Raw genomic sequence first — 22,573 nt, forward strand, 5'->3', positions numbered from 1 at the left:
ATAATTACTCTCGACATGAGACTCCTTTCTGCTGCCGTCGCCCTCGTCGTCCTCACCGGGGCAGCCGCCGTGTCCACCGCGCCCGTGGCGGCGGCCCCCACCGGCGCCGACTTCTATGCCGCTCCCGTTGCCGACCTCGAGGCATACGCGCCCGGGTCCATCCTGCGCCGAGAACCGGTGCCGGCCTTGGACCTTCTGGGATCGCACGCCGAGCGCATCCTGTACCGGTCGGCCGATCCCCGTGATTCTGCAGTGGCGGTCTCCGGACTGCTCATCACTCCGAGGAGTACGTGGGATGGTCCCGGGCCTCGGCCCGTGATCGCCTACGCCCCGGGCAGTTACGGGATCGCCGATCGCTGCGCGGGCTCATCCGGGCAGGGACTGACAACGACGATGCCTGCGCTGTTGCCTTTGTTGGCGCGCGGGTACCAGGTGGTCACGACGGACTACCAGGGGCTCGGAACCCCGGGCGCCTACGAATTCATCGGCCGCGTCGCCGTCGCCCGTGCCGTGCTGGACGCGGCGCGTGCCGCGGCAGACGGGACGGACGCGCCCGTCGTGCTGTACGGGTACTCGGCCGGCGGCGCCGCGTCGGCTGCCGCCGCGGAACTCGCCTCCACCTACGCTCCGGATCTGGACGTGGTCGGGGCGTACGTCGGAGCCGCACCGACCGATCCCGTGCTGCGCGTGGAAGGCCTGGAGGGCAGCCCATTCGCCGCGACGATGCTGTATCCGATCGTGGGCTCGATGGGCGCTCACCCCGACCGAGCCGACGAAATTCGTGGACTCTTCAACGACCGCGGACGCGCAGCTCTCGATGCGGTGCAGAACTTCTGCACTGTCGACGCCCTCTCCTACGGATCGTTGCGCTCGGAGGATCTCACCGCCGACGGATCAACGTTGGGTGAGCTCATGGCGGGGCCCGTGCTGGGTCCGCTCACGGCTGCGAACACCATCGGGCTCGTGGCCCCCGACGTGCCCGTGATGATCGTGCAGGGCGTGAACGACCGCTCCGTCAGCATCGAGCAGAGCAGAATCCTGGCAGATCGTTGGCTCGCGGCTGGTGCACACGACATCACCGTCCGCGAGTTCGACTTCGGGACCGATCTCGTGCCCGCGTTCGATCATCCCGGCGCGAACGTCGCCGCCTACCCCGAGGTGATCGGATGGATCGACGCGCGTGTCGAGCAGACATCGCGGGCGACTCGATAGTCGGTCGTTCCGCGACATCGATCAGCGCCCGACGGACAGGCAACCGATTCACGGCACGCGGAGTCCCGGCACTTCACCTGTTCTCGCGGTCTCGGACGCGATCTCGTGCAGCTTGCGATTGGTGAGCGACGACTCCCGACGAAGCATGTCGAAAGCAGCGTCGCGATCCACCTTGGCCGTGGCCATGACGACGCCGATCGCGATGCCGATTTCACGGCTACGTATCAACGCGGTGGCCAGTTGGTCTGCCCGCTCCCGTGCGCTCGCGTATGCCAACCGAAGCGCCGACTGGTCCGCGAAACGTGCACACCGATCAAGGACGTCGTGTGTGAACGTGCGTGGTTCCGTCGAGTAGAACGTCATCACGCCCAGCTCGATGTCGTCGAGAAGCAGTAGGAAGCTCGCTGTCGAGCGCACCCCGGTACGAGCCAGGATCTCCTGGGAGTACTCGGGCCGGTCTGGTTCGGTGGCCATGTCGTCGACCACGACGGCTCTCCGACCGTCGATGACGGCCTCGGTCGCCGAGTACCCGGTGATCGACGCGACTTCCAGAGCTGTGCGCATCACCGCTGGATCGGTGGCCGCGACGATGGCGGGCCGGCCACGGTCGGTCATCGCAGTGATCGACGCACCCGTGCATTCCACGGTCGCCACGGCCAGGTCGACGATGTTCTGGCAGGTCCGGTCGGTGTCGGACCCCCTCGTCGGCCGTCTGATGTCGGACCCGTTTTCGACTATCGACTTCGCGCCCACAGACGACCTACTTCCCGCGTTTGTTCGGATTCGGCATCGAACGTCGAATCGAGGAGCTGATTCTGGCACGGCCTGCGCCGAGTCGGCGTGTGGCATGGCAGATGAAACACACTGGTCGGACCTTTTTCCTTCAATCAATTCGCGGCCGCCGGCGCAGGAGATCGCTTCTGGGTAGTGTGGCGCAGATCACTTGTATCTCCGCGTTTGTTTTTCTCCGTTCGAACCGACTTAATGCTGCCGGTTTCGACCGGCCGATCGACCCTGAACGCCGCACACGCCGTGCCGCGTCGCGAACGACCTGGAGGAACCTGATGTCCGACTTCATCGACAAAGCGCAACACAAGGCCGACGAACTCGCCGGTGATGCGAAGGAGCGCGTCGGCAACGCCACGGGCGACGACGAACTCCGCGGTAGCGGGGCGGCGCAGAAGGCCAAGGGCAATGCTCATCAACTCGCCGACACCGTGTCCGACGGCGCCGAGGAACTGGGCGACAAGGCGTCGGAGGTCGCTGACGAGGCGGCAGACGTCGTATCCGACGTGGCCGATTCGGCCACCAAGGCAGCCTCCTCGCTCGCCGACTCCGCGGCATCGACCGCAGCTGACGCCAAGGCTTCGGTCACTGACTTGGCCGACAATGCAGCGTCCACGGTCCGCGAGGTCGACGTCGACAGCGTCGTGGACACGGCGACATCTCCTCGAACCGTGGCCGTCGTGGCCGCTGTGATCGGCGCCGGAACGATCGCGTTCGTCATCGCCAGGAGAAACCGTCGTCAACGTCAGCTGAAGGCCGCGCCGACTCGCGCTGTGCGGGCACTGGCGCGGAGCATCGAATCGAAGTCCCTCTTCGACCGCTGATGGTCTCTCGCATCGACGGGTTCCAGCGCAAGCACCCGGCGGCAGGGTTCCCGCTCGCGGTCGTCTACAAATTCCTCGACGACCGCGGCGGATACCTGGCGGCATTGATCGCCTACTACGCGTTTCTGTCGCTGTTCCCGCTGCTGCTGCTGTTCACCACCCTGCTCGGCATCGTGCTGGCGGGCAATCCCGATCTGCAGGAACGCATCCTCGACTCGGCGATGAGTCAGATCCCGGTCATCGGAGACCAGCTCGGCGAGCCCGACCGTCTCAGTGGCGGCGTCACGGCAATCGTGATCGGCGTGGCCGGCTCGTTGTACGGCGGTCTCGGGGTGTCACTGGCGGTGCAACACGCGTTGAACACGGCGTGGTCCGTCCCACGCAACAACCAGCCTGACCCGATTCGCGCCCGAGTGCGCGGGCTGCTGCTGCTCAGCACCGTCGGCAGCGCAATCATCGGTTTGACCGTGCTGAACGTGGTCGCGTCGTCCGGTCTGTTCGGCTTCGCCGGTGGTGTGTTGGCGATCCTGGGCGCCGTCGCGCTCAACAGCGCGGTCTTCGCTGCCGCGTTCCGCATCGGAACCGCGCGGCCACTGAGTGTCCGCGACGTGCTGCCCGGAGCCGTAGCCGCCGCGGTGATCTGGCAAGCTCTGCAATCCTTCGGCGGTATCTACATCCGTTACGTCGTCGGCAACGTCAGCACAAGCAACGGTGTGTTCGCAATCGTGCTGGGGCTGTTGGGTTTTCTGTACGTAGCGTCGGTTCTGATCGTGATCTGTATCGAGATCAACGCAGTTCGAGTCGATCACCTTCACCCGCGCGCGCTGCTGACCCCGTTCACCGACAATGTCGAACTCACCGAGGGCGACAAGAACTCGTACACCGGGCAAGCGGAAGCTCAACGCAACAAAGGGTTCCAGGAAATCACCGTCACCTACGACGACAACCCGCAGAACGACTGAATCGCGTGCAGTTCAGGAGTCGAAATCTGTGCTTCGTGAAACGGATTCCCATGACTCGGCGTCCGCGCGCAGGGCGTCGAGCGCACCGGTGAATCCGTCGACCGCGTCGTTGCCGAGGAGCAGCAGGAACGGGGGATCCTCGGATTCGACTGCGTCGACGACAGCCTGTGCTGCCTTGACCGGGTCGCCTGGCTGGTTGCCGTGCGCTGTGTCGTTCTCGATCCGGCGCGCACCGGCCGTGGCTGCGTACTCGGCGATGGGGGAGGCGGACTGGGTCAGGGATCTGCCCGCGAAGTCCGTGCGAAACGCGCCGGGTTCGACCGTGAGGGCGCGGATGCCCAGCGGGGCTACCTCTCTACGAAGCGACAGTGTGAGCGCCTCGATGGCGGCTTTGACCGCGGCGTAATACCCGGATCCGGCGGGTGAAAGACGCGCTCCGATCGACGAGATGTTGACGATCGTCCCGGAGCGACGGCCGCGCATTCCCGGCAGAACGGCCTTGATCGTGCGCACGGTACCGAAGACATGGGTGTCGAACAATCGGCGGACCGGACCGTCCTCGCCCTCTTCGACGGCGGAGCGATATCCGTAGCCCGCATTGTTGACGAGTACGTCGACTGTGCCGAACCTGACGGTGGCAGCGTCGACGGCAGCAGAGACCTGAGTGTCGTCGGCGACATCCAGGGCAATGGCGAGTGAGGTGTCGGGGTAGCGGGCAGCGATGTCGGCGACCTTCGATACGTCGCGCGCGGTCACCACCACGTGATGACCACGTGCCAATGCCGTCTCGGCCAGATGCCGTCCGAGGCCAGTCGAGCATCCGGTGATGAGCCACGTTGTCATGGGTTCTCCCTTGTCGGCTTGAACGTGTGGGTGCGCACGGACAGTGAGACGATCACGTCAAGGTTAGGGGAACCGGTGAGGGGCCGACAGGGACCGTCGGACCTGATGGTTGAATCTACAATCGACACGGGTGGGCCTGTCCGCCCCGAATCGAGAGGTCGAACAATGCACCTGGGCGTAGACAGCTTCGTTTCCTCCGTGACGGACCCGACCGACGAACGGGTTATCGGCCCGTCCGAGCGGATGGGGCATCTGTTGGAGGAGATCGCGCTCGCCGATCAAGTCGGGTTGTATTCGTTCGGAATCGGTGAACACCATCGGAGCGAGTACTACGACTCGGCGCCGTCGATCATTCTGGCGGCCGCGGCTGCGCGCACGGAGCGAATCCGGCTCGGCAGTGCAGTCAAAGTGCTCAGCGCGGACGATCCGGTACGAGTGTTCCAGGAGTTCGCCACGCTCGACCTGATCTCGAAGGGCCGGATCGACCTGGTCGTCGGCCGCGGATCGTTCACCGAGTCCTTCCCACTCTTCGGTCTGGATCTACGCGATTACGACTCGCTTTTCGCCGAGAAGCTCGAGCTGCTCCTCGACATCCGCGAGAACGTGGAAGTCACGTGGTCCGGGCAGCACCGACCAGCGCTGAACAAGCAGAGCATCTATCCCCGTCCGGTACAGGATCCGCTGCCGATCTGGGTCGGTGTCGGAGGTTCCCCCGAGTCCTTCGTTCGTGCCGGATTGTTGGGACTGCCGTTGATGATCGCGATCATCGGCGGCGAGCCGCGCCAGTTCGCGCCGCTCGTGGATCTCTATCGACGGGCAGGCGCCGAGGCCGGGCACGCGCCCGAGAAGCTGCAGGTCGGACTGCACGTGTTCGGCTTCGTCGCCGAATCGACACAAGCGGCAGCAGACACAATCTATCCCGGCTGGCACGAGATGTTCGCCAAGATCTCGCGTGAGCGTGGGTTCGCGCGTCCTACTCGCGAACAGTTCGACGCGACTTCAGGTCCGAACGGAGCATTCTTCATGGGCGATCCGAAGACCGTTGCCGACAAGATTCTGCGCGTCGGTGAGCAGCTGGGCGGTGTCGATCGGTTGTCGTTGCAGATGACGAATCCTCGCCTGGCACACGGAGATCTGCTCCGAGGAATCGAACTACTGGGGACCGAGGTGGCACCGCTCGTGGCGAAGGCGTAATTCGCCGTCGATCACCTAACTGTCGAGTGGCTGCCGGATGCCGTCCTCGGCGCGAAGACGTTCGACCTCGGCACGCGAGTGCCGCACCGCTTCGGTGTCCGCGCCCTTGGCGCTCGCGATGTCGTGTGCGAGGTCCAGGATCGCGCGTCGAAGATGCTTACGCGCTTTCCGGGCCCGCCGATTGGGCGACGACGCGCGGAATGCCTTTCTGGCCTTTCTGTCGAGAACGCCGTCCACCTCGGCGTCGGTGAGGAATCCTGCATCGACCTCGGGAGCCAGAATGTCGCGGACGAATTGGTACTCGCGTGGTGCTGCTCTGCGGAACGCGATCGTCAGCACCGTGAATGCGATGACGACGGAGGCGCACATGACGCCGAACAACAGAAGAGGATTACCTCCGCCGAGCCCGGTGGCGTCGTCCCAGGTGAAGTGCAGAAACACTCCCGCCGCAACGAAAGCAAGACCACGCCCGACCTTGCGTGCCTGTGCTTTCGTACCGATGAGGTACACCGCGCCTGCGCACACCAGCGCACTGAAGAGAGGGTGCGAGACGAAACTGACGGCTATCCGCGTGAGCGACATGTGGACGGCATTTCCGACCGGGTCGGTTCCGAACGTCCGGGCAGTGGCGTTGGCTGCGTAGAGGAAGTCCTCGAACATTGCGAATCCGAGTCCGATGAAGGCGCCCAGAATGAGACCGTCGTTGGCCGTTCGGATCAGCCGCGGGGCAAGGCTCATCAGCAGGATGAATCCGCAGAGCTTGGCCGCTTCCTCGGTGATCGGTGCAGTCGCGCCTGCAGCCCAATTCGCGCTCCACGCTTGGCCGAACAGCTTCGGGTAGATGCTGAGCATCGCAGTATTGACCGTCATCGCGAACGCGAAGGTGGCGGGGATTGCGCCCCACAGCAGTGCTGCCGCGACCAGTCGGCCTGGCTGCCGTTCCCACCGGTCGATGTGACGGAACCACGCGAACCATGCGAGTCCGCACAGAGTGCACAGCACCGCGGACACGGCGAATCCCTCGGCGTAGAACCCGGCTCCCGGTGCGAAGAACGCCCAAGCCTGAAACGCTCCGACTGCAGTGAGCGCGATGTACACCCAGAACGACAGGTTGTGGGGTTGCACGAATTCGAAGCGTTCACCCCACCCGGAGACCTCGAGCGCCTCCTGCCGACGGTGCTCGGCCTCGGACGACGCGGTGTCTGTCACGGCGTCACTCATCGGTTGCTCCCGTCGACGGTCTGGATGCTGGAGATCATGTCCTTGATATCGGTTGCCGCCGCGGTCATCTGAGTGGGCGGACCGTAGGCCGTGATCTTCAGGCCGGTGCCGTCGACAACGAACGCTGCGACCAGTCCGTCTCCGCGGACGCTGCTGTAGGCCTGCACGACACCGGTTCGCCCCGCCGCTGTGGTCAGAGTGGCCCGGTCTCCGTCGACGCGGAACGACGGGTCGGTGGTGCGCGAGGTGACCTTTTCCACTTGGTCCACCAAATCGTCCGGTGTCCCGTCGAACGAGTCCGCCGTCACCTGAAACGTGACGCCGTCCCCGGATACGGTGGCGTCGCCGGATCTCCGGTCCTCTTCGCCCACACGAAACCCGGTCTCGACCTCCCAGCCTGTCCTCGGCGTGAAGGCAATCGTGTCCGTGAGCGCTAGTTGTTGACCGGCACGCACGGGATCGTTCCAGCCGATGGCCGCATCGACGCGCGGTACAGCGACGGTGAGAACCAGAAAGACCGCGATGACGAAAAGGGCTGGCGGGAGCGTTCTTCGGTCCAGGCCGAGCACACGGTGCTCGGCTGGCACCCGTTGACGGTGCAGTCCAGAATGGTTCTGTGTCACGGGTTCCCCTCGCGGTCGTCGGTGGGAATACTTTCCCACAGAGTCCGCGGAGGCGGGGGGCTACCCGACGACGTGTCGGGAGAGGCGAGAACGAATCAGCCCAGACTCACGTCGACGGACTCGATGACCTTCAAAAATGGACAGATCGAGACAGCTTGTGCAAGTACGGCATCGGGATCCTCGACGTCGGGTAGCTGGACTTTCAACGAGAACCTGGCGTCGTATCCAGAACTGTCGGAGTCGGTGAGAACAACTGTGCCTTCGACGGCGACGGAGTCCATGCTTCCCTCGACCGTTCCGACGGCGATGCGCAGGGATTGCACGAGACAGCTGGCCAAGGCTGCGGCCATCAACTGTTCGGGGTTGGTGGTTTCTCCTGGCCCGCCGAGCTTCTCGGGCTCGTGGACGTCGAGTGACAGAAATCCGTCGTCGGACGTCACGCCCGCCTCGGTCGCGGTGACTACGGCGGTGTAGAGCTCAGCGGTCATGTGGTGTGGGTGTCCACAAACAAGGTCATCCAAACCGCGTGGCTCGTACGATCAGCCGGCACCGGTCACAGACGTCCGCGGAGAATCCTGCGCCAGTAGGCCTGCGGCAGGGCGTAGCGGTCGAACAGGAATGCCGACCTACGCGGTTTGAGCGGATCGAGGAAACTCGGAAGGGAGGACGAGACCACGAAATCTCGGTCGAACTCCCCGGCGATCAGGGTATGCGAATCGACCGCCACAGGTGCAACGGTGTAACCGTCGTAAGTCGCCAACGGCTGTGAATTCCGGGCCGCCGCGATGTTGTCGACGAGCGTCGCAGCTTGCTTGCGCAGAGCTCCGCCCGACGGGTCGGTGCCGGTTGCCGCGATGTCACCGAGCGACCAGATGGAGTCGTGGCGGACGTGCCTGAAGGTCATCGGATCGATGTCGACGAGATGGGCAGGTGTGTCATCGGCCAGGTCCGCCAGCCAGCTGGGCCCGCGAAACCGCGGGACGAGGTGGAGGAAGTCGTAGTCGATCCGGTTCCGGGTGCCACCGCCGTGAATGTGCAGGCGCTGGTGGTCCGCCTCGATCCCGGAAATGCTGGTGTCGAACAGGACTCGCACACCCAGTTCGTCGAGCCTACGGCGCAGAATGTCGTCCAAGGCAGGAACACCGACCAGATACGAGCGGTCGACGACGAGTGTGATGTCGATTCTCGGCAGCCGGCCGTCGCGTTGCCACTGCGACGCGGCGAGGAACAGTGGCTTCAATGTTGTGCCGCTGCAGCTGACCGGTGGCCGTGGGAGCGTGAACACAGCCCGCCCGGGCAGAGCAATCGAGTCGATGAGCGTCGCAGTCTTCTCCGCACGATCGAGATAGTTGCTGGCGACAGCGGGAGTCTCGAGGGCGTCGAACACGTTGGGAAGCTCGTCCAGGTCAGGCACGAGACCAGCCGCGATGATCAGGTCTGTGTACTTGTACTCGCGGCCCGAGCTGGTGCGCACCGTTCGAGACTCAGCGTCGATCGAGACCACCGAGTCCTCGATCCACCTGCATCCATCGGGAGTCACCGACCGCTGCGTCTTCTGCGCGTCGGCCAGGCGGGCCTGGCCGGATCCGACGTAGGACAGCATCGGCCGGTACGTGTGTACCTGCTGTGGCTCGATGATGGCAACGTTGTCCGTCACGTGTTCTCGCAGCAGACGAGCGGCAGTGCTGACTCCGGCGTTGCCGCCTCCGATGATCAGAACATCGAAGGTGTCGGTCACCTCCGGCCCATGACGAGGCGCAGAAAAGGCAGTGGGCGCGGGAGTACCGTCGAATGTCATTGTGTGAGGCATACCCAGGTAGGTCGCGCGAAAACCCGGGTCGGGGTTGATCGGCGGGTCCGCGGGGAATTGGCAACAGATCATGAACATATTGCCCAGCACTCGGAACCTCGGATCCGTCAGGCGACGCGCGTCGGCGACGGTCGCGCGATACAAGGAAATCTCGGCTACACGAGACTCGAGCGCTCTGGCCGCCACGCTGACGTTCTACGGCGCCATCGCGGTGGTGCCATTGCTGCTGTTGTCGTTGCGAGCTTGTGCTCTGGTCACGTCGGCGTCGTGGGTCGAAGCGCGAGGCGACGACGTCGCATCGTTGCTACCCGACGCGCTCGGGGCCCGGAGCGTTGTGCTGCAGCTGGTTTCGGCGGGAGCCGAGTTGAGTCTGCTGCACTGTGTACTGGCGATCTTCCCTGCCACGTTCTACGGCGAGGGCCTGCGCCGAGCCCTGACCTCGCGGAGGCGACCTCGCCCTACATCCTTAGACGGTTGGCGAGGCCGGCTTGCCCTGGTACCGGTGGCGGTGGTCGCGCCGCTTCTGCTTCTGGGCGTACTGGCGTCGGCAGAATGGCTCGCCGATGCTACGACGGGCGGGGGAGTAGCGGCCCTGGTGCTACGCGTGTGGTTGGGCTTCGTCATCGTGTGGCTCGTGCTCGGCGTCCTGGTCGCGGGTGCGTATTCGATAGTTGCGGCAGAGGACATTCCGTTTGCCGTCGTCTGGTGGTGTGCCGCGGTCACAGCGTCGTTCATCGCAGGCTTCGTTCAGGGCTTCGTTCTGTTTCTGGCGATTCCGGTGTCGCTCGGCGCGCCGTTCGGAGGCCTGACCTCTGTGGGAGCCGCGATCGCGATCGGTCTGTGGATGTGGGTGCTCCATGTCCTGCTCATCACGGGTTGGACGTTTACCCAGGCGACCGCGCAGGTTGTTGCGCAGGGACCGCGAGCCGACGATGCACCACCACCAGGAGTTGGACCAGCCCGATGAGCGCCAATCCGGCTCCGACGGCTCCGCCGGCGGTGGAGGTCCACGTCTGATCGGGGAAGAGCATGTTCGCGCCGAGTATCAGCAACACGGTGACAGCGCGAGACGGTCGTTCCCACACGGTGAGCACGCCCGCCTCCGGCATGCCGACTGCGGCCGCCCGGGCGCGAACGGATTCGTGGACGAGCGTCGAGACTGCCATCGTCGCGATCAGCGGCAGCGGCACACCCACCACGGCGGCACACGCGTAGAAACACAGATCGCTGACGCGATCAGCGGTGGAATCGAGGACCGACCCCCACGCGGATGCGCGGTCGGACATGACGGCCACCGCGCCGTCGACCCCGTCCAGCAGGGTCGACATCAGAATCAACACCATTGCCGCCAGTGCGCCCCAGCGGCCGAATCCACTCGCCGCCACCGCGATCGCCGCACAGACCAGCGCCAGGATCGTCACGGTTGTCGGGGAGACACGGCGTCGCACGAAGGGGGCAGCGCAGAGGTACATGATCCCGAGCCAGCCGTCGATCAGACGCGAAGACGACGCGTCGAGACCCCCGTGCAGGGTTGACCACTCCGCTCGGTATCGGTCACGATCCATCACGGCAATCACCTGTTCTCGCGTCCCGACGCCTGCGTATGCCGCGACGGAGGCGAATCACGGCCGGATACAAGTGCTCCGGGCACGACCGGCATCGACAGGACGAAAATTTCGACTGAAAAATGAAGAGTTGTCGGCTGCACGCTCAACCGAAGACCCTCGCTGCTTCGGGACGGATTCCCCGAACCTGCCAACTCAAACGTCAGCCGAGAGCGAGAACGACGCATGGTTCGGGTGGCGAGGATCCTCGAGGTTTGGGTCTTTCGCCAGGCGGCATACCTACCTCCATGGCGAACTCGACGGCAGTCCGTGCCGGTCACGATATGCAGAAGTTCTTCGACGTGGCGGTCGATCCGGGTGTGTATCGACCGCAGGAGGATTCGTGGCTGCTGGCGGAGGCGCTCACGGCGTCGGGAATTGCCGTCGGTGCTCGTGTCGTGGACATGTGCACCGGTTCGGGGGTTCTCGCCGTTCATGCCGCACGGTCGGGGGCTCGACGCGTGCACGCGTTCGACATCGATCCCGTCGCCGCGTCGTGTGCCCAGAAGAACGCGCGCAATGCCGAGTTGGATGTGAACGTGCGATTGGGATCGTTCGACGATGCCCGACGCGCGGGGCCGTTCGACGTGGTGGTGTGCAATCCGCCGTACGTGCCGTCGGACAACGTGCCCGTCGAGCTCGGCCCGGCCCGGGCCTGGGACGCGGGCCCCACCGGCCGACTCGTACTCGATACCTTGTGCAACAACGTATTCGACATGTTGTCGCCAGGTGGGACGCTGCTGGCGGTCCAATCCGAGTTCGCAGATCCACAGCTCACGTTGTCGATGTTGACGGCGAGAGGTATGTCCGCGGCGATCGTCGATTCACGTACGATCGGCTACGGGCCGGTTATGTCCTCGCGTGCGGAGTGGCTCGAGAACGTGGGCATCGCGCGCACCGGTCAACGTACGGAACGATTGGTGGTCATCCGTGCCGACAAGCAATGACGGCGGGCGAACGTCGATCCGGATCGTCACCAACGGACCGATCATCGTGTCCGGTCCCGTGGACATCGAGACGGACGACGGAACCCACACTACGTCCGACCGGTTCGCGGTCGCACTTTGTACATGCAAGCGCAGCAAGACCTATCCGCTGTGCGACACGAGCCATCGACGCAAGCAACGGCCCGCATGACGTCGCGTCACCTGCCGTAGTCGCGTCATTGCTGTAGTCACGTCACCGCTGTAGTCACGTCACCGCTGCATCAGTGACGACTCGCTCTTCTGCCACGCAGCCATGATGTGATCGGCAAGAGCATCCTCGACGTAGGCCAGAGCGCGCATCCCGAAGACCACGTCGCGTTCCAGTTCGGGCTCTCGGCGCAAAAGATCCCCGACGACATCGTGGCGCAGTACCTGCTCGTGAACCGCGTCGGCTTCGACGTGTTCGGCGTAGAAAGCCACGCACGCATCTGGCGCCCCGAGTCTGCGCAGACCGTCGACGAACCGTCGGGAACCCGGTGACGACGTGATCTCCGTTGCCGCCAAGTGACCGACCGTCGCTCCGCGCAGACTCCGGTGCAGGCCGAACAAGGACATCAGATTCACCCAGACCAAAGTCTGTGCAGGTACGCGGTCCAGATAACCCAGGTACGACGAGTCGAGCCCGGCTGCGTCCATCAACGCGCTCCACATTTGTTGGTGGACGTGATCGCCGCGGCCACCACCGTATTCGTCGAACTCGACCGCGACGTACGACGCCTTCGCCTGCCCGATCAACCGAGGTATGGCCCAGGCGTGCGGATCGGCTTCCTTCAGGTGGTAGAGGGACCGGTGCGTGAAGTACTCGCGCATGTGGTCCCAGGTTCCGTCGTCCCGCAGAAACCAGGACGGACCGCTGCCGCTCCGTGGTTCGACGGACAGAGCGTCCATTTCCGCAACTGCGTCGTCGCCGTCCTCGACAGCATCGCGCACGTGCGCCAAGAACGGCTGTTCGATCGACCTACGAAACGTCAGAATCTCGGGGTCCCACTCGAATTCGTCGTCTACGTCATGAAATCCGCGATAGTGAAGTTCGTAGCAGATGGACAGCGCTAATTGGGCGTCGCGGCCCACGGGATCGACGTCGGGGACGGTGGCAACCGACGCGGTCGCACCGGACAGATAGTCGACGATGGACGCGGACAATTCGCCGTCCGGTGTGGGCAAGGTGGGTGATACAGCGGCGTGCGCTGGTGCGCTCATGAGAATCGTGTACCCGCGCGGTAGCCGATCAACCGTGGCCGACCCACTGCGTGTTCGACGTTCCCGGCTCGCCGGCAGAAGAGCGGTGTTACCTTGGCGTGATCAGGTCGATGCTGATTCGAGATATTCGCGATCGACGGTCGTGCTGTCCACAGAGCAGCGTGAGGCTGGTAATCGATCTCCAAGTCGTTCCAAGGAAGGCGTCAAGATGAGAACGTTCACGAAGCTCTTCGGTGGTGCAGCAACTCTCGGCCTGGCCGCAGGCATGTCCTTTCTCGCTCCCGCCGCCGCCTCGGCTGCGCCCGTCGGATGTACCACGGCCCCCGGCGGAGCGCCGGAAGCATCGGTGGAAGGCCAGTCGAGGTGCGACAGCGTCGCCGACGGATCCAGTGCGGCCGCGGGATACGGATTCGAGGGCTGGGGTTCTGCCGCGGCGCTCGAGCAGGCGGCAGCGCTCGCCCTCGGTCTGAACGGCGGCACCGCGGTGTCCGACGCCACCGCCGGTGCGGGCCCGGCAGCGATCTCGTTCGGGCCGGGCAGTTCGGCCGTGAACGAAGGGGTGGGGCCGGGGTTGTCGATTGCGGTGGCAGGTCCTGGCGGAACTGTCACGCTGACGCCGACAGGTGCAGTGTGCACCGGTCTCAGTCTCGCGGGTAGCTTCACGACGCTTCAAGGCTGCATCGGGCGCTAGCCGGTTTTTGTGCCGAGAACCGGGTCGGGGATGTCCTGGTTCTCGGCTTTGTCGTGCGCGCCACAGGGTCGACCGAGCCTATAAACGGTCACTGTTGACTGATTAAGCGTGAACCCTTACATTCACCAGTGAGCGAGTGAGGTCACTGTGACTGCATCGGAGTGCGCATGTTTCACGATCCGTGGACCACGAGAATCGAGTCTCTGGACCCGACTACCGATTACGAAGAGATATACCGCCTGCACTACTCCTACGAGTTCCCGTGGGACACGGTTCAGGCCCTCAGCTTTGCGTTGTTCCGCACCTACGCAGTCCCGACCGTCGGAAGCCTGCTGGCCGCGACGGGCGAGTTCACCGAACGTGTACAGCAGCGCTACGACGACACCAATCTGATCCTCGACCAGGTCGTCGAGTCGGGGTTCGGGAGCGTCGACGGCCGCACGGCGATCCGTCGGATGAATCGAATGCACGGTGCGTACGACATCTCCAACGAAGATTTTCTGTACGTTCTCGCGACGTTCGTGGTCGTGCCGGTCCGCTGGCTCGACAAGTTCGGATGGCGTCCGGTCGGAGTGAGTGAGCGCGACGCGATGGTCATGTACTACCGCACTCTGGGGCGGCACATGGGAATCAGGGAGATCCCCGAGACCTACGACCAGTTCGCCTGTTACATGGACGAGTACGAGGAGCAGCACTTCGCCTACGACGTGGGCAGCACCGCCGTCGCCGACGCCACCCTCGACCTCATGTCCACGTTCGCGCCGTACAAATTCTTGCCGAAGAAGGTTTTTCGGCGAATGGCATACGCGCTGATGGACAAGCCTCTGCTCGACGCCTTCCATTACCCGGAGCCGACGAAGCTCGAACGGTCGCTTGCCGAAGCCATGGTGAAGGTGCGCGCACGGGTGGTCCGTCTCCTTCCTCCGCGTACGACGGCATACCGCGCCCGTGATCAGAAGGCGGTCCGTTCCTATCCTTCTGGGTACCGGATCTCCGAACTCGGGACGTTTCCCACGGGATGCCCGGTGGACCACGGTCCGAGTGCGACGCACCGACGCTCTCACCGGTGAGCGTGCGGCAAGAGGCATCCATGGTCGGGCGTGCTTCGGGCGCTTCGCCTACGTGCATTTCTAGTGCAGTAGAACGCTTTCCGCGTGTGAGTACCACTGGCTGAGGTGGCGATCGGTCGTCGGATCGTGCGGATCGAACGTGTAGGTCATGGCGGTGCCGCGCATGCTTGTCAGCAGAAGTTCCCTCATCTGCTTGTAGCCAGGTCGGGTCGTGCACTCCGAACCGAAGAGAGCGTCGGTCCGATCACGGATGACCTGACCCATTCGCTGTTCCACGGGCCGGAGTTCGGCTCGCAACTCGTCATTGGTGCGCGCGGCATTCCACAGCTCGTTCGATGCCCAGAAGTAGGGCTGGCTGTAGTTCGACCACATCGCGTCGATGGCTGCCCGGATCCGCGCTTTCGGTTCCTGTGGAATGTCCGAGCTGATGTGCAGACCACGGATGCGCTCGAGCGCCAAGTGGTGGACTGCGGCACTGAGCAACTTCTCGCGCGAGGGAAAGTGATGCAGCAATCGGCCGCGAGACACCCCGGCCTGCTGCTGGATCCGCAGAGTCGACGCCCCCGAATATCCCTGCTCGATCAGCACGGTGACTGCGGCACTCAGGATTTTGCCCTGGGTCTCCCGGCTGCGGTCCTGCTGGCGGCGGCCGGTTCTGGACGGCTCGGCCCACGGTCGATCCGAGTGGGGCTGATCGATACTGGACACGGCCGTCAGTCTAGTGACCACGGGATCTCGCTCGAGTCACCACGCGGTGCAGCACCGGTTCGTCTACGTCGGGTCGGCCGCGCGAGCGAAATGGCTGGTGGAATCGGGGGCGTCGTTGAGCGCTTCTTTATCGGCCGGGGGCCACGCGCACACGCCGCCCGCGCATGCCTCGGCGGGTTCACCGACCATCCGGAACGGAATGCCCGGACCGTCCCCAGGCGTCTGGTCAGACATCGGCCGCGGCGGTGTCGGCTGTAGTTTCTGCAGCGACTGTGCGCAGGACGTCAGCGAACGCGCTGGGTTCCTGTGCACCCGAGACCCCGTACTTGCCGTTGATCACGAAGAAGGGGACACCGGTGATACCGAAGGTGCGGGCTTGGTCGATGTCGGATGCGACAGCATCCGAATACCTGCCCTCCGTCAGTGCCGCTTCGGCGTCCGCCCTGTCGAGTCCGATATCGGAGGCGAGGTCGGCCAGATCGGATATCCGTCCGACGTGCCTGCCCTCGGTGAAATAGGCCAGGAAGAGGCGCTCGGCAAGCTCGAGCTGCTTGTCGTGTGCTTTGGCATGATGAAGGAGTTCGTGCGCTTTCAGCGTCTTGGTGTGCTGTAGCGCGTCGAAGTCGTAGTCCAGCCCGACGGACGCGGCGATGCTTCCGACGTGCGCAAGCATCTGCTGAACCTGATCGGCGGGGATTCCCTTGTGTCCCGACAGGAAGTCGACCTCGGAGCCATCGAAGTCCACCGGGGTGTCCGGTGCAAGCTCGAAGCTGTGGTACACGATGTGGACGTTTCCGCCCTGGCCGGAAGCCGCGAGACCTTCTTCGAAGCGGCGCTTACCTATGTAGCACCACGGGCAGGCGATATCGGACCAGATGTCGACGGTGATCGGAGCCATGAGGAAGAGAACCATCGCCTGTCACCGATTGTTCCCGACGTTCGACTTCGATCGCCGTCGACACGAGTGTCTGCCTACGTCGTCATGCGGCGTGCTTACCGGAGGCCTTATCCGCTCGGCGCTCGGCGAACCGCCCGCTTTTAGTCAACACCTTGGAGATCATGTTCGGCTTGCCGGAGCGCTTCTCGATGGCCAGACCGGCCAGCATCAGGATTCGCGCGAGAATCGGAAGTGCGATCGCGACGAACAGGTACCGGTACAAGTACTTTCGAGCCAGAAGTGGAAGCATCGGTCAACGCACCGCGCGTCGAAGCCGGAGTGCCGCAACCACCGCGAGGGTGATGACGGCGCCGACTGCAGCGGCGCCCAACAGTGACACGCCCTGAGCGAGGTCGAAGTTCCACCCGATGAAGTTGATCTGCGTGTGCACCGTGTTCTGCAGCACGAAGACGACGAGCGCGACGGCCAGGAGCAGGGCGACTATCAGCGCGAGCTTGGAGGTGATACCTCCGCGGCGGCGTGGTGCGGGGCGTACGGAGGTGGAGTCGGTGGTGGTCATGGTGATTCCTCGGGGCTGAGATGTAGCTGGGCTGAATGAACTCGGCGGACTTGTCGTGCTGGGAATCCGGGCGCCGCAGGGTCCAGGTGCTGCCTTGGACCCTGCCGGGGCCTGGATTGTCGAGGGCAGGTCTACTTGAACGTGTCCTTGATGTTCTCGCCGACCTTCTTCACGCCTGCGGATCCCTGGTCCTTCTTGCCTTCTGCCTCGAGATCCTTGTTGTTCGTCGCGTCACCCACGACCTCCTTGGCCTTGCCCAATGCGTCTTCTGCTGCGTTCTTGGCCTTGTCGATGAAGCTCATCCGAGCACCTCTTCTATGTGTGATTGAAAATTGCAGATACTCAGTCGGTTCCCGAGGGGCAAAGCAAACGCGGGTGTGATGTGAATCACATTCATGGCTGGCGGACGGCATCGTTTCGTATGGAGGCACGCCCGGGCAGGCTCCTGGTTCGCGGGGCCTGCGAGATGCTGAATTCAGGCAAATCGGTTCACGGCCGCTGATATTCTCTGCGGGTACGGTGATGGACCTTCGCGCCGTACGGATGCCGAAATCCCATCAGGAGCACCCATGCCCCACCGATACCGGGTGCGCGAGATAGCCCAGCAGGCCGAACTCAGCGAAGCCACCGTCGATCGAGTGTTGAACAAGCGTCCAGGCGTTCGTGAATCGACCAAGGATGCGGTCGAGAAAGCGATCGCAGATCTCGACAATCAGCGCGCTCAGCTGCGAGTCGCGGGGCGCAAGTTCATGTTCGACGTGGTCATGTCCGCGCCCCATCGGTTCTCGGGCGCAGTCAAGCGCGCGATCGAGGCCGAGCTACCGGCTCTCGAACCTGCGTCGGTCCGAGCTCGATTTCACCTCCAGGAGCACGGATCCGTCGACTTGCTCGTCGAGCGGCTGGACCGGATCGCAGCCGGGTCGTCCCACGGAGTCATCGTGAAGGCGCCCGCAGTTCCGGACATCGTCGACGCGATCGACCGGGTCGTCGCAGCTGGAATACCCGTCGTCACCCACGTCACCGACGTGCCAGGGAGCCGACGGGTCGGCTACGTCGGGATCGACAATCGGGCAGCAGGGGAGACGGCCGCGTACCTGGTCACCAAAATGCTCGGCGAGACACCCGGGGACGTGCTGATCACCCTGAGCAGCAACTCCTACCGCGGTGAGGAAGAACGAGAGATCGGATTCAGAAGCGCCATGCGCCGGATCTCCGGAATCGAGGACAACCGTCCGCGGTCGGTGGTGGAGATCGCGGAGAACGACGGGCTCGATTCACGCGTCGAGACTTTGGTTCTCGATGCGCTGGAACGTAATCCGAACATCGTGGCCGTCTACTCGTGCGGCGGCGGCAACTCCGCGATCGTGCGTGCGTTCGACAAACTCGGCCGCGGCTGTTCGGTGTTCGTAGCCCACGACCTGGACGCCGACAACCGTGAACTGCTGTACCGGCATCGCATCACCGTCGTGCTCGATCACGACCTCCGTGCGGACGCCAATCGAGCATGCCGAATGCTGATGCACGCGCAAGGCGCGCTGGCGCCGGTGTCCGCCAAGTCGTCGGCGATTCGCGTACTCACCCCGTTCAACATGTTCTGACTATTCGACGAAGGCGCGTGCGGTGTCGATCGCTCGTTTCAGGGCGAGATCGAGGGCAGTGGAACGAAATTCGGTCGAGAGGATCTCCGTACCCCACGTACCGGTGTAACCGATGTCGCGCAGGACCCCGACCAGTCCGGTGAGATCGAACGTGCCGTCGCCGCAGAGCCGACGATTGTCCATCGTGTCGGACAGCAACGTACCCACCACCTCTGCATCGGCGTCGTCCAGTTCGATTCCGAAGACGACATCCGACGTCAGCGAGTCGCGCAGTTCGTCCAACGTCGTGCCCGCCCGAAACACGTGCCACGCGTCGACGATGATCCCGCAATCGGGGTGACCGGTGGATCGGGCGAGATCGGCCCCGGCAGGGATGGTCGAGACGATCGAGAACGGCATCGGTTCGAGCGCGATCCGCGTTCCGTGTTCTGCGGCCTGGCGGGTGAGTTCCAGCAGCGGTTCGGTGTACGGAGCGAGGTCGCGAGGTTCTGCGTTCTCCGAGCCGATCTTGATGTGAGTCGGACCGAGCACGTCGGATGCGCGGAACAGCAAGTCACGGACGGCGAAGGTGTTGCCGTCCTCGCCTCGCGGAATCCACCATTTCTCCAGCAATTCGATCTCGACGAACTTCAGCGGCGAATCGTCCAACATCGCTCGGAGAGTGCGCAATCCGACGCCGGCCTCGATCGCGGCCAGATCCGCCGCCACGATGCCCATCCCGGCGAAACCCGCGGACGCGATGGCGGCGATGCGTTCGGTGATGGGAATCGGGCTCAGCGCGGGGGAGGCGTCGGGACGCACGTTTCCTGCGGACGTCCAGCACGCGGCGATCATGTCGGCGGGGACTCGGGTCGCATTGTCCGTGGACTTCACCGGCTCATCGGAGATCATCTGCTCATCGTCCCCGGGAACGCTGGTCTCGATCAACGGGCCGATCCATCAAATTCCCCTCGAGAAGCGCGTCCGTTGCTCGAGGGGATCTTGATGGTTTTTTTCGTTGATCGGCCACATCTGTCTTGGCAAGCTTGCATCCAGGAACGATCCCCCGAACTTCGAGGAACCTCATCATGACCAATGACATCCGGCAGACCCCGCGGACCGACAGGCTCAGCGAATCGGACTGCAACATCGACCGATTCCGTGAACTCGTCGCGCAGGCCACCGAACTGGCGGACTACCCCCATGCGGCCGACGTCGCGTCGAACGTCCTGATCTACGACGCCGCCGCGCTGACGGCACACGCCGCAGATGCGGACGCCCGCTCGGACATCCAGGACGAGCTCGCCGACGCTTTGCTGAACGGTCCGGGCATCGTGGTGTTCAAGAAGGCGTTCACGTCGGAGAACGCGCTTGCGGAGACGACGGCGGAGTACCGGCGAATCATCGAGCAGCAGCACGCAACCGGCGTCGTCGGCGGCGATCACTTCGCCAAGCCGGGCGCCAACGACAGGATCTGGTCTGCGTTGCAGAAGCTGGCCTTGGTCCAGCCGGAGCTCTACGTCCGCTACTACTCCAACGACATTCTCGCTCTCGTCTCCGAGGCATGGCTCGGCCCGATGTATCAGGTCACCTCGGCGATCAACGTCGTCAATCCCGGTGGTGCGGCTCAGAACCCGCACCGCGACTACCATCTCGGTTTCATGTCGACGGACACCGCCGCGAAGTTCCGCGCGCACGTGCATCGTCTGTCGCCCGCCCTCACCCTCCAGGGTGCAGTTGCTCACTGCGACATGCCGATCGAGAGCGGCCCGACGATGTACCTTCCCTACTCGCAGAAGTTCGAGGCCGGGTATATCGCGTTCAACTTGCCCGAGTTCCGGGAGTACTTCGCGGAGAACTACATTCAGCTTCCGTTGGAGGAGGGCGACGCCGTCTTCTTCAACCCGGCGCTGTTTCATGCGGCAGGTCACAACACGTCGACGGACATCTACCGCATGGCGAATCTGCTGCAGGTCTCCTCGGCGTTCGGCCGCGCACTGGACAGCGTCGATCGTGAAGCCATCGGATCGGCTCTGTACCCGACGTTGCTCGAGTGGACCGAGAGCGGCCGCACCCGTGACGTGGAGAACGTCATCGCTGCGTCGGCCGAAGGGTACGCGTTCCCGTCGAACCTCGATCTGGACCAGCCGTTGACGGGGTTGGCGGGCGAGACTCATGCCGAACTGGTCAAGCGTGCCGTCGACAGCCGGATGAGTGCCGCCGAGTTCGACGCCGCCGCCCGGGCCCTGTACGCACGCCACGAGGCCTGAGCACACCCAGCACGAAAATCGTCGGGCGTCCTCGGTTCCATGAACCGAGAACGCCCGACGTGGTGTGCTGTGAACCGAGACCGTCAGTCGTCGCCGCGGGGCGGCGGTTCGACGTCGACGCCTCCGGACGAGTGCTCCGGACCTGCGTCCGGATGGCCTGCCGGAACGCGGCTTCGTGACCGCGCGGCCTCGCTTTCGGAGGGGGCGTCGTCGAACTTGCGGCGCCATGCCTCCTCCGGGCGGTACGGTCCGGGCTTGGGCCGAGCCTTCCCGCCGGGAAGCGCAAGACGCGCGATGGTGCGGTGGACCATGGTCCATTGCTGGATGAGCGGACCACTGTTGTACGGGAGCTGGTACCGCTCGCAGATGTCCTTGATCTTGGGCGACACCTCGGAGTACCTGGTGCTCGGCATGTCCGGGTACAGATGGTGCTCGACCTGGTAACTCAAGTTGCCGCTCATCAGGTGGAACAGCGGCCCGCCGTCGATGTTCGCTGCGCCGACCAGCTGACGGACGTACCAACCGCCCCGTGTCTCGTTCTCCACTTCCTCCTGGCTGAAGGTGTAGGCCTGATCCGGGAAGTGACCGCAGAAGATGATGCCGTGCGACCACACGTTCCTGATGATGTTGGCGGTGAAGTTCGCGGCAAGGGTGGCCAGGAATGTGCTCTCGACGCCGCTGAATCGGGAATCGAGGAAACCGGTCGTCCTCTTCGACTTTCCGAAGCGACTGGAGCCACGCAGTTTCGCGGCGAGTCTCGACTTCTTGCTCTCGCGTAGACGGCCGCCGCTCGCCAGCTGCGCCAGAGCGAACGCGCCGGCACTGATGGTCGGCCAACCCACGTAGTCCTTGACGAACTGCCTACGCGCTTTACCTGCGATTCCTTTGAGATCGCGGACCAGTTCCTTCACGGGCTTTTCGCCCCGGCGGATCGCTTCGATGTCCAGATCGTGAAGCGCGACTCCCCATTCGAAGAACGCCATCAGCAACACGTTGTAGAACGGCTGAGCCAGATAAACGGGGTGCCACTTCTGGTTGGGGTCGATGCGCATGATCTCGTACCCGAGATCCTTGTCCTTGCCACGAATGTTCGTATACGTGTGGTGGACGTAGTTGTGCGAGTGCTTCCACGACTGCGCCGTCGACGCGGTGTCCCAGTCCCACACCGACGAGTGGATCTCCGGATCGTTCATCCAGTCCCACTGACCGTGCATGACGTTGTGGCCGATTTCCATGTTCTCGAGAATCTTCGCGATCCCGAGGCACGCGGTACCTGCAACCCAGGCGGGCTTGCTCGTCGAGCCCAGAAGCAGAACTCTGCCGGCAACCAACAACTGCCGTTGAGCTGCGATGACGGACGTGATGTACTTGCGGTCCTTGGCGCCGAGGCTCGCGTACACCTCGTCGTGAATGGCGTCGAACTCCTTGGCGAGCTCGGCTATGGTCTCGTCGCTCAGATGCGCCAGAGGATTGACCGGTTCGGTCCTGCTCGGGTCGGTCCTGGTTGCGTCGTCGATCGTCATCTATGTCCTCCC

General features: G+C 64.0%; 27 protein-coding genes. 11 read left to right on the forward strand and 16 right to left on the reverse strand.

Going from position 1 to position 22,573, the window contains the following annotated elements:
* The first annotated feature begins 15 nt into the window (after nucleotides 1–15).
* Nucleotides 16–1,212, forward strand: coding sequence for an alpha/beta fold hydrolase (locus CH293_RS19670; protein ID WP_094721244.1), 1,197 nt, complete (start codon nucleotides 16–18; stop codon nucleotides 1,210–1,212).
* Between the two features lie 48 nt (nucleotides 1,213–1,260).
* On the opposite strand, the gene CH293_RS19675 is transcribed toward CH293_RS19670, so the two are convergent.
* The gene (locus CH293_RS19675) at nucleotides 1,261–1,965 is read right to left on the reverse strand and encodes a GAF and ANTAR domain-containing protein (protein WP_255122924.1); all 705 of its coding nucleotides are present in this window, start codon (nucleotides 1,963–1,965) and stop codon (nucleotides 1,261–1,263) included.
* Nucleotides 1,966–2,276: 311 nt separating this feature from the next.
* Between CH293_RS19675 and CH293_RS19680 the strand changes: the two genes are divergently transcribed.
* Complete coding sequence (locus CH293_RS19680) at nucleotides 2,277–2,822, forward strand: CsbD family protein (protein ID WP_094721275.1); 546 nt, start codon at nucleotides 2,277–2,279, stop codon at nucleotides 2,820–2,822.
* Nucleotides 2,822–3,784: a YihY/virulence factor BrkB family protein gene (locus CH293_RS19685; RefSeq protein WP_037106928.1), complete on the forward strand. Its 963-nt coding sequence runs from the start codon at nucleotides 2,822–2,824 to the stop codon at nucleotides 3,782–3,784. The genes CH293_RS19680 and CH293_RS19685 overlap by 1 nt, the downstream gene beginning before the upstream one ends.
* Before the next feature lie 12 nt (nucleotides 3,785–3,796).
* Here the strand turns inward: CH293_RS19685 and CH293_RS19690 are convergent, their stop codons facing one another.
* Complete coding sequence (locus CH293_RS19690; RefSeq protein ID WP_094721245.1) at nucleotides 3,797–4,627, reverse strand: oxidoreductase; 831 nt, start codon at nucleotides 4,625–4,627, stop codon at nucleotides 3,797–3,799.
* A gap of 165 nt (nucleotides 4,628–4,792) precedes the next feature.
* On the opposite strand from CH293_RS19690, the gene CH293_RS19695 reads away from it, so the two are divergent.
* Nucleotides 4,793–5,821, forward strand: coding sequence for an LLM class flavin-dependent oxidoreductase (locus CH293_RS19695; protein WP_037106936.1), 1,029 nt, complete (start codon nucleotides 4,793–4,795; stop codon nucleotides 5,819–5,821).
* Nucleotides 5,822–5,836: 15 nt separating this feature from the next.
* Here the strand turns inward: CH293_RS19695 and CH293_RS19700 are convergent, their stop codons facing one another.
* The 4 genes from CH293_RS19700 to CH293_RS19715 all read right to left on the reverse strand — a co-directional run bounded on the left by CH293_RS19700 (nucleotide 5,837) and on the right by CH293_RS19715 (nucleotide 9,403).
* The gene (locus tag CH293_RS19700; RefSeq protein WP_094721246.1) at nucleotides 5,837–7,042 is read right to left on the reverse strand and encodes a PrsW family intramembrane metalloprotease; all 1,206 of its coding nucleotides are present in this window, start codon (nucleotides 7,040–7,042) and stop codon (nucleotides 5,837–5,839) included.
* Nucleotides 7,039–7,629 carry a hypothetical protein gene (locus CH293_RS19705; protein WP_141217191.1) on the reverse strand — a complete coding sequence of 197 codons (591 nt, stop codon included), beginning with the start codon at nucleotides 7,627–7,629 and terminating at the stop codon, nucleotides 7,039–7,041. The genes CH293_RS19700 and CH293_RS19705 overlap by 4 nt, the downstream gene beginning before the upstream one ends.
* A gap of 131 nt (nucleotides 7,630–7,760) precedes the next feature.
* On the reverse strand, nucleotides 7,761–8,153 hold the full coding sequence (locus CH293_RS19710) for an OsmC family protein (protein ID WP_037106941.1): 393 nt from the start codon (nucleotides 8,151–8,153) through the stop codon (nucleotides 7,761–7,763).
* 65 nt (nucleotides 8,154–8,218) lie between these two features.
* The gene (locus CH293_RS19715) at nucleotides 8,219–9,403 is read right to left on the reverse strand and encodes an NAD(P)/FAD-dependent oxidoreductase (RefSeq protein WP_094721248.1); all 1,185 of its coding nucleotides are present in this window, start codon (nucleotides 9,401–9,403) and stop codon (nucleotides 8,219–8,221) included.
* Nucleotides 9,404–9,545: 142 nt separating this feature from the next.
* On the opposite strand from CH293_RS19715, the gene CH293_RS19720 reads away from it, so the two are divergent.
* Nucleotides 9,546–10,442 carry a YhjD/YihY/BrkB family envelope integrity protein gene (locus CH293_RS19720; RefSeq protein ID WP_094721249.1) on the forward strand — a complete coding sequence of 299 codons (897 nt, stop codon included), beginning with the start codon at nucleotides 9,546–9,548 and terminating at the stop codon, nucleotides 10,440–10,442.
* Here CH293_RS19720 and CH293_RS19725 read toward each other — a convergent pair.
* On the reverse strand, nucleotides 10,360–11,040 hold the full coding sequence (locus tag CH293_RS19725) for a CDP-alcohol phosphatidyltransferase family protein (protein ID WP_255122925.1): 681 nt from the start codon (nucleotides 11,038–11,040) through the stop codon (nucleotides 10,360–10,362). The two genes, CH293_RS19720 and CH293_RS19725, sit on opposite strands and share 83 nt — an antisense overlap.
* Before the next feature lie 287 nt (nucleotides 11,041–11,327).
* On the opposite strand from CH293_RS19725, the gene CH293_RS19730 reads away from it, so the two are divergent.
* Both CH293_RS19730 and CH293_RS28645 read left to right on the forward strand, forming a co-directional pair.
* Nucleotides 11,328–12,026: a HemK2/MTQ2 family protein methyltransferase gene (locus CH293_RS19730; RefSeq protein ID WP_094721251.1), complete on the forward strand. Its 699-nt coding sequence runs from the start codon at nucleotides 11,328–11,330 to the stop codon at nucleotides 12,024–12,026.
* Nucleotides 12,027–12,084: 58 nt separating this feature from the next.
* Nucleotides 12,085–12,216, forward strand: coding sequence for a CDGSH iron-sulfur domain-containing protein (locus CH293_RS28645; protein ID WP_255122929.1), 132 nt, complete (start codon nucleotides 12,085–12,087; stop codon nucleotides 12,214–12,216).
* Nucleotides 12,217–12,275: 59 nt separating this feature from the next.
* On the opposite strand, the gene CH293_RS19740 is transcribed toward CH293_RS28645, so the two are convergent.
* The gene (locus CH293_RS19740) at nucleotides 12,276–13,265 is read right to left on the reverse strand and encodes an iron-containing redox enzyme family protein (RefSeq protein WP_094721252.1); all 990 of its coding nucleotides are present in this window, start codon (nucleotides 13,263–13,265) and stop codon (nucleotides 12,276–12,278) included.
* A gap of 208 nt (nucleotides 13,266–13,473) precedes the next feature.
* Between CH293_RS19740 and CH293_RS19745 the strand changes: the two genes are divergently transcribed.
* Together CH293_RS19745 and CH293_RS19750 are read left to right on the forward strand one after the other, a co-directional pair.
* Nucleotides 13,474–13,956 carry a DUF6764 family protein gene (locus tag CH293_RS19745; protein ID WP_094721253.1) on the forward strand — a complete coding sequence of 161 codons (483 nt, stop codon included), beginning with the start codon at nucleotides 13,474–13,476 and terminating at the stop codon, nucleotides 13,954–13,956.
* A gap of 167 nt (nucleotides 13,957–14,123) precedes the next feature.
* Nucleotides 14,124–15,026 carry an oxygenase MpaB family protein gene (locus tag CH293_RS19750; RefSeq protein ID WP_094721254.1) on the forward strand — a complete coding sequence of 301 codons (903 nt, stop codon included), beginning with the start codon at nucleotides 14,124–14,126 and terminating at the stop codon, nucleotides 15,024–15,026.
* Nucleotides 15,027–15,086: 60 nt separating this feature from the next.
* Here CH293_RS19750 and CH293_RS19755 read toward each other — a convergent pair whose 3' ends face one another.
* From CH293_RS19755 to CH293_RS19775, 6 genes are all read right to left on the reverse strand, one after another.
* Entirely contained in the window at nucleotides 15,087–15,734 is a 648-nt protein-coding gene (locus CH293_RS19755) for a TetR/AcrR family transcriptional regulator (RefSeq protein WP_037106967.1), read from the reverse strand.
* A 63-nt stretch (nucleotides 15,735–15,797) separates the two neighbouring features.
* Nucleotides 15,798–15,968 carry a hypothetical protein gene (locus CH293_RS28245; protein ID WP_176460063.1) on the reverse strand — a complete coding sequence of 57 codons (171 nt, stop codon included), beginning with the start codon at nucleotides 15,966–15,968 and terminating at the stop codon, nucleotides 15,798–15,800.
* The gene (locus CH293_RS19760) at nucleotides 15,961–16,647 is read right to left on the reverse strand and encodes a DsbA family protein (protein WP_037106972.1); all 687 of its coding nucleotides are present in this window, start codon (nucleotides 16,645–16,647) and stop codon (nucleotides 15,961–15,963) included. The genes CH293_RS28245 and CH293_RS19760 overlap by 8 nt, the downstream gene beginning before the upstream one ends.
* Before the next feature lie 67 nt (nucleotides 16,648–16,714).
* Nucleotides 16,715–16,921, reverse strand: a complete 207-nt coding sequence (locus CH293_RS19765; RefSeq protein WP_037106975.1) for a hypothetical protein — start codon at nucleotides 16,919–16,921, stop codon at nucleotides 16,715–16,717.
* Between the two features lie 3 nt (nucleotides 16,922–16,924).
* Nucleotides 16,925–17,191, reverse strand: a complete 267-nt coding sequence (locus tag CH293_RS19770; RefSeq protein WP_094721255.1) for a lipopolysaccharide assembly protein LapA domain-containing protein — start codon at nucleotides 17,189–17,191, stop codon at nucleotides 16,925–16,927.
* A gap of 131 nt (nucleotides 17,192–17,322) precedes the next feature.
* Complete coding sequence (locus tag CH293_RS19775) at nucleotides 17,323–17,493, reverse strand: CsbD family protein (RefSeq protein WP_019664848.1); 171 nt, start codon at nucleotides 17,491–17,493, stop codon at nucleotides 17,323–17,325.
* A gap of 267 nt (nucleotides 17,494–17,760) precedes the next feature.
* On the opposite strand from CH293_RS19775, the gene CH293_RS19780 reads away from it, so the two are divergent.
* Nucleotides 17,761–18,789: a LacI family DNA-binding transcriptional regulator gene (locus CH293_RS19780; protein ID WP_176460064.1), complete on the forward strand. Its 1,029-nt coding sequence runs from the start codon at nucleotides 17,761–17,763 to the stop codon at nucleotides 18,787–18,789.
* Here the strand turns inward: CH293_RS19780 and CH293_RS19785 are convergent, their stop codons facing one another.
* On the reverse strand, nucleotides 18,790–19,716 hold the full coding sequence (locus CH293_RS19785) for a sugar phosphate isomerase/epimerase (RefSeq protein ID WP_255122926.1): 927 nt from the start codon (nucleotides 19,714–19,716) through the stop codon (nucleotides 18,790–18,792).
* Between the two features lie 140 nt (nucleotides 19,717–19,856).
* On the opposite strand from CH293_RS19785, the gene CH293_RS19790 reads away from it, so the two are divergent.
* A complete protein-coding gene (locus CH293_RS19790) occupies nucleotides 19,857–21,038 on the forward strand; it encodes a phytanoyl-CoA dioxygenase family protein (protein ID WP_094721257.1) in 1,182 nt (393 codons plus the stop codon).
* An 83-nt stretch (nucleotides 21,039–21,121) separates the two neighbouring features.
* Here the strand turns inward: CH293_RS19790 and CH293_RS19795 are convergent, their stop codons facing one another.
* Entirely contained in the window at nucleotides 21,122–22,561 is a 1,440-nt protein-coding gene (locus tag CH293_RS19795) for an acyl-CoA desaturase (RefSeq protein WP_037106986.1), read from the reverse strand.
* Nucleotides 22,562–22,573: the final 12 nt, after the last annotated feature.

The sequence above is a fragment of the Rhodococcus sp. 14-2470-1b genome (assembly GCF_002259415.1).
In the GTDB taxonomy this organism is placed as follows: domain Bacteria; phylum Actinomycetota; class Actinomycetes; order Mycobacteriales; family Mycobacteriaceae; genus Rhodococcoides.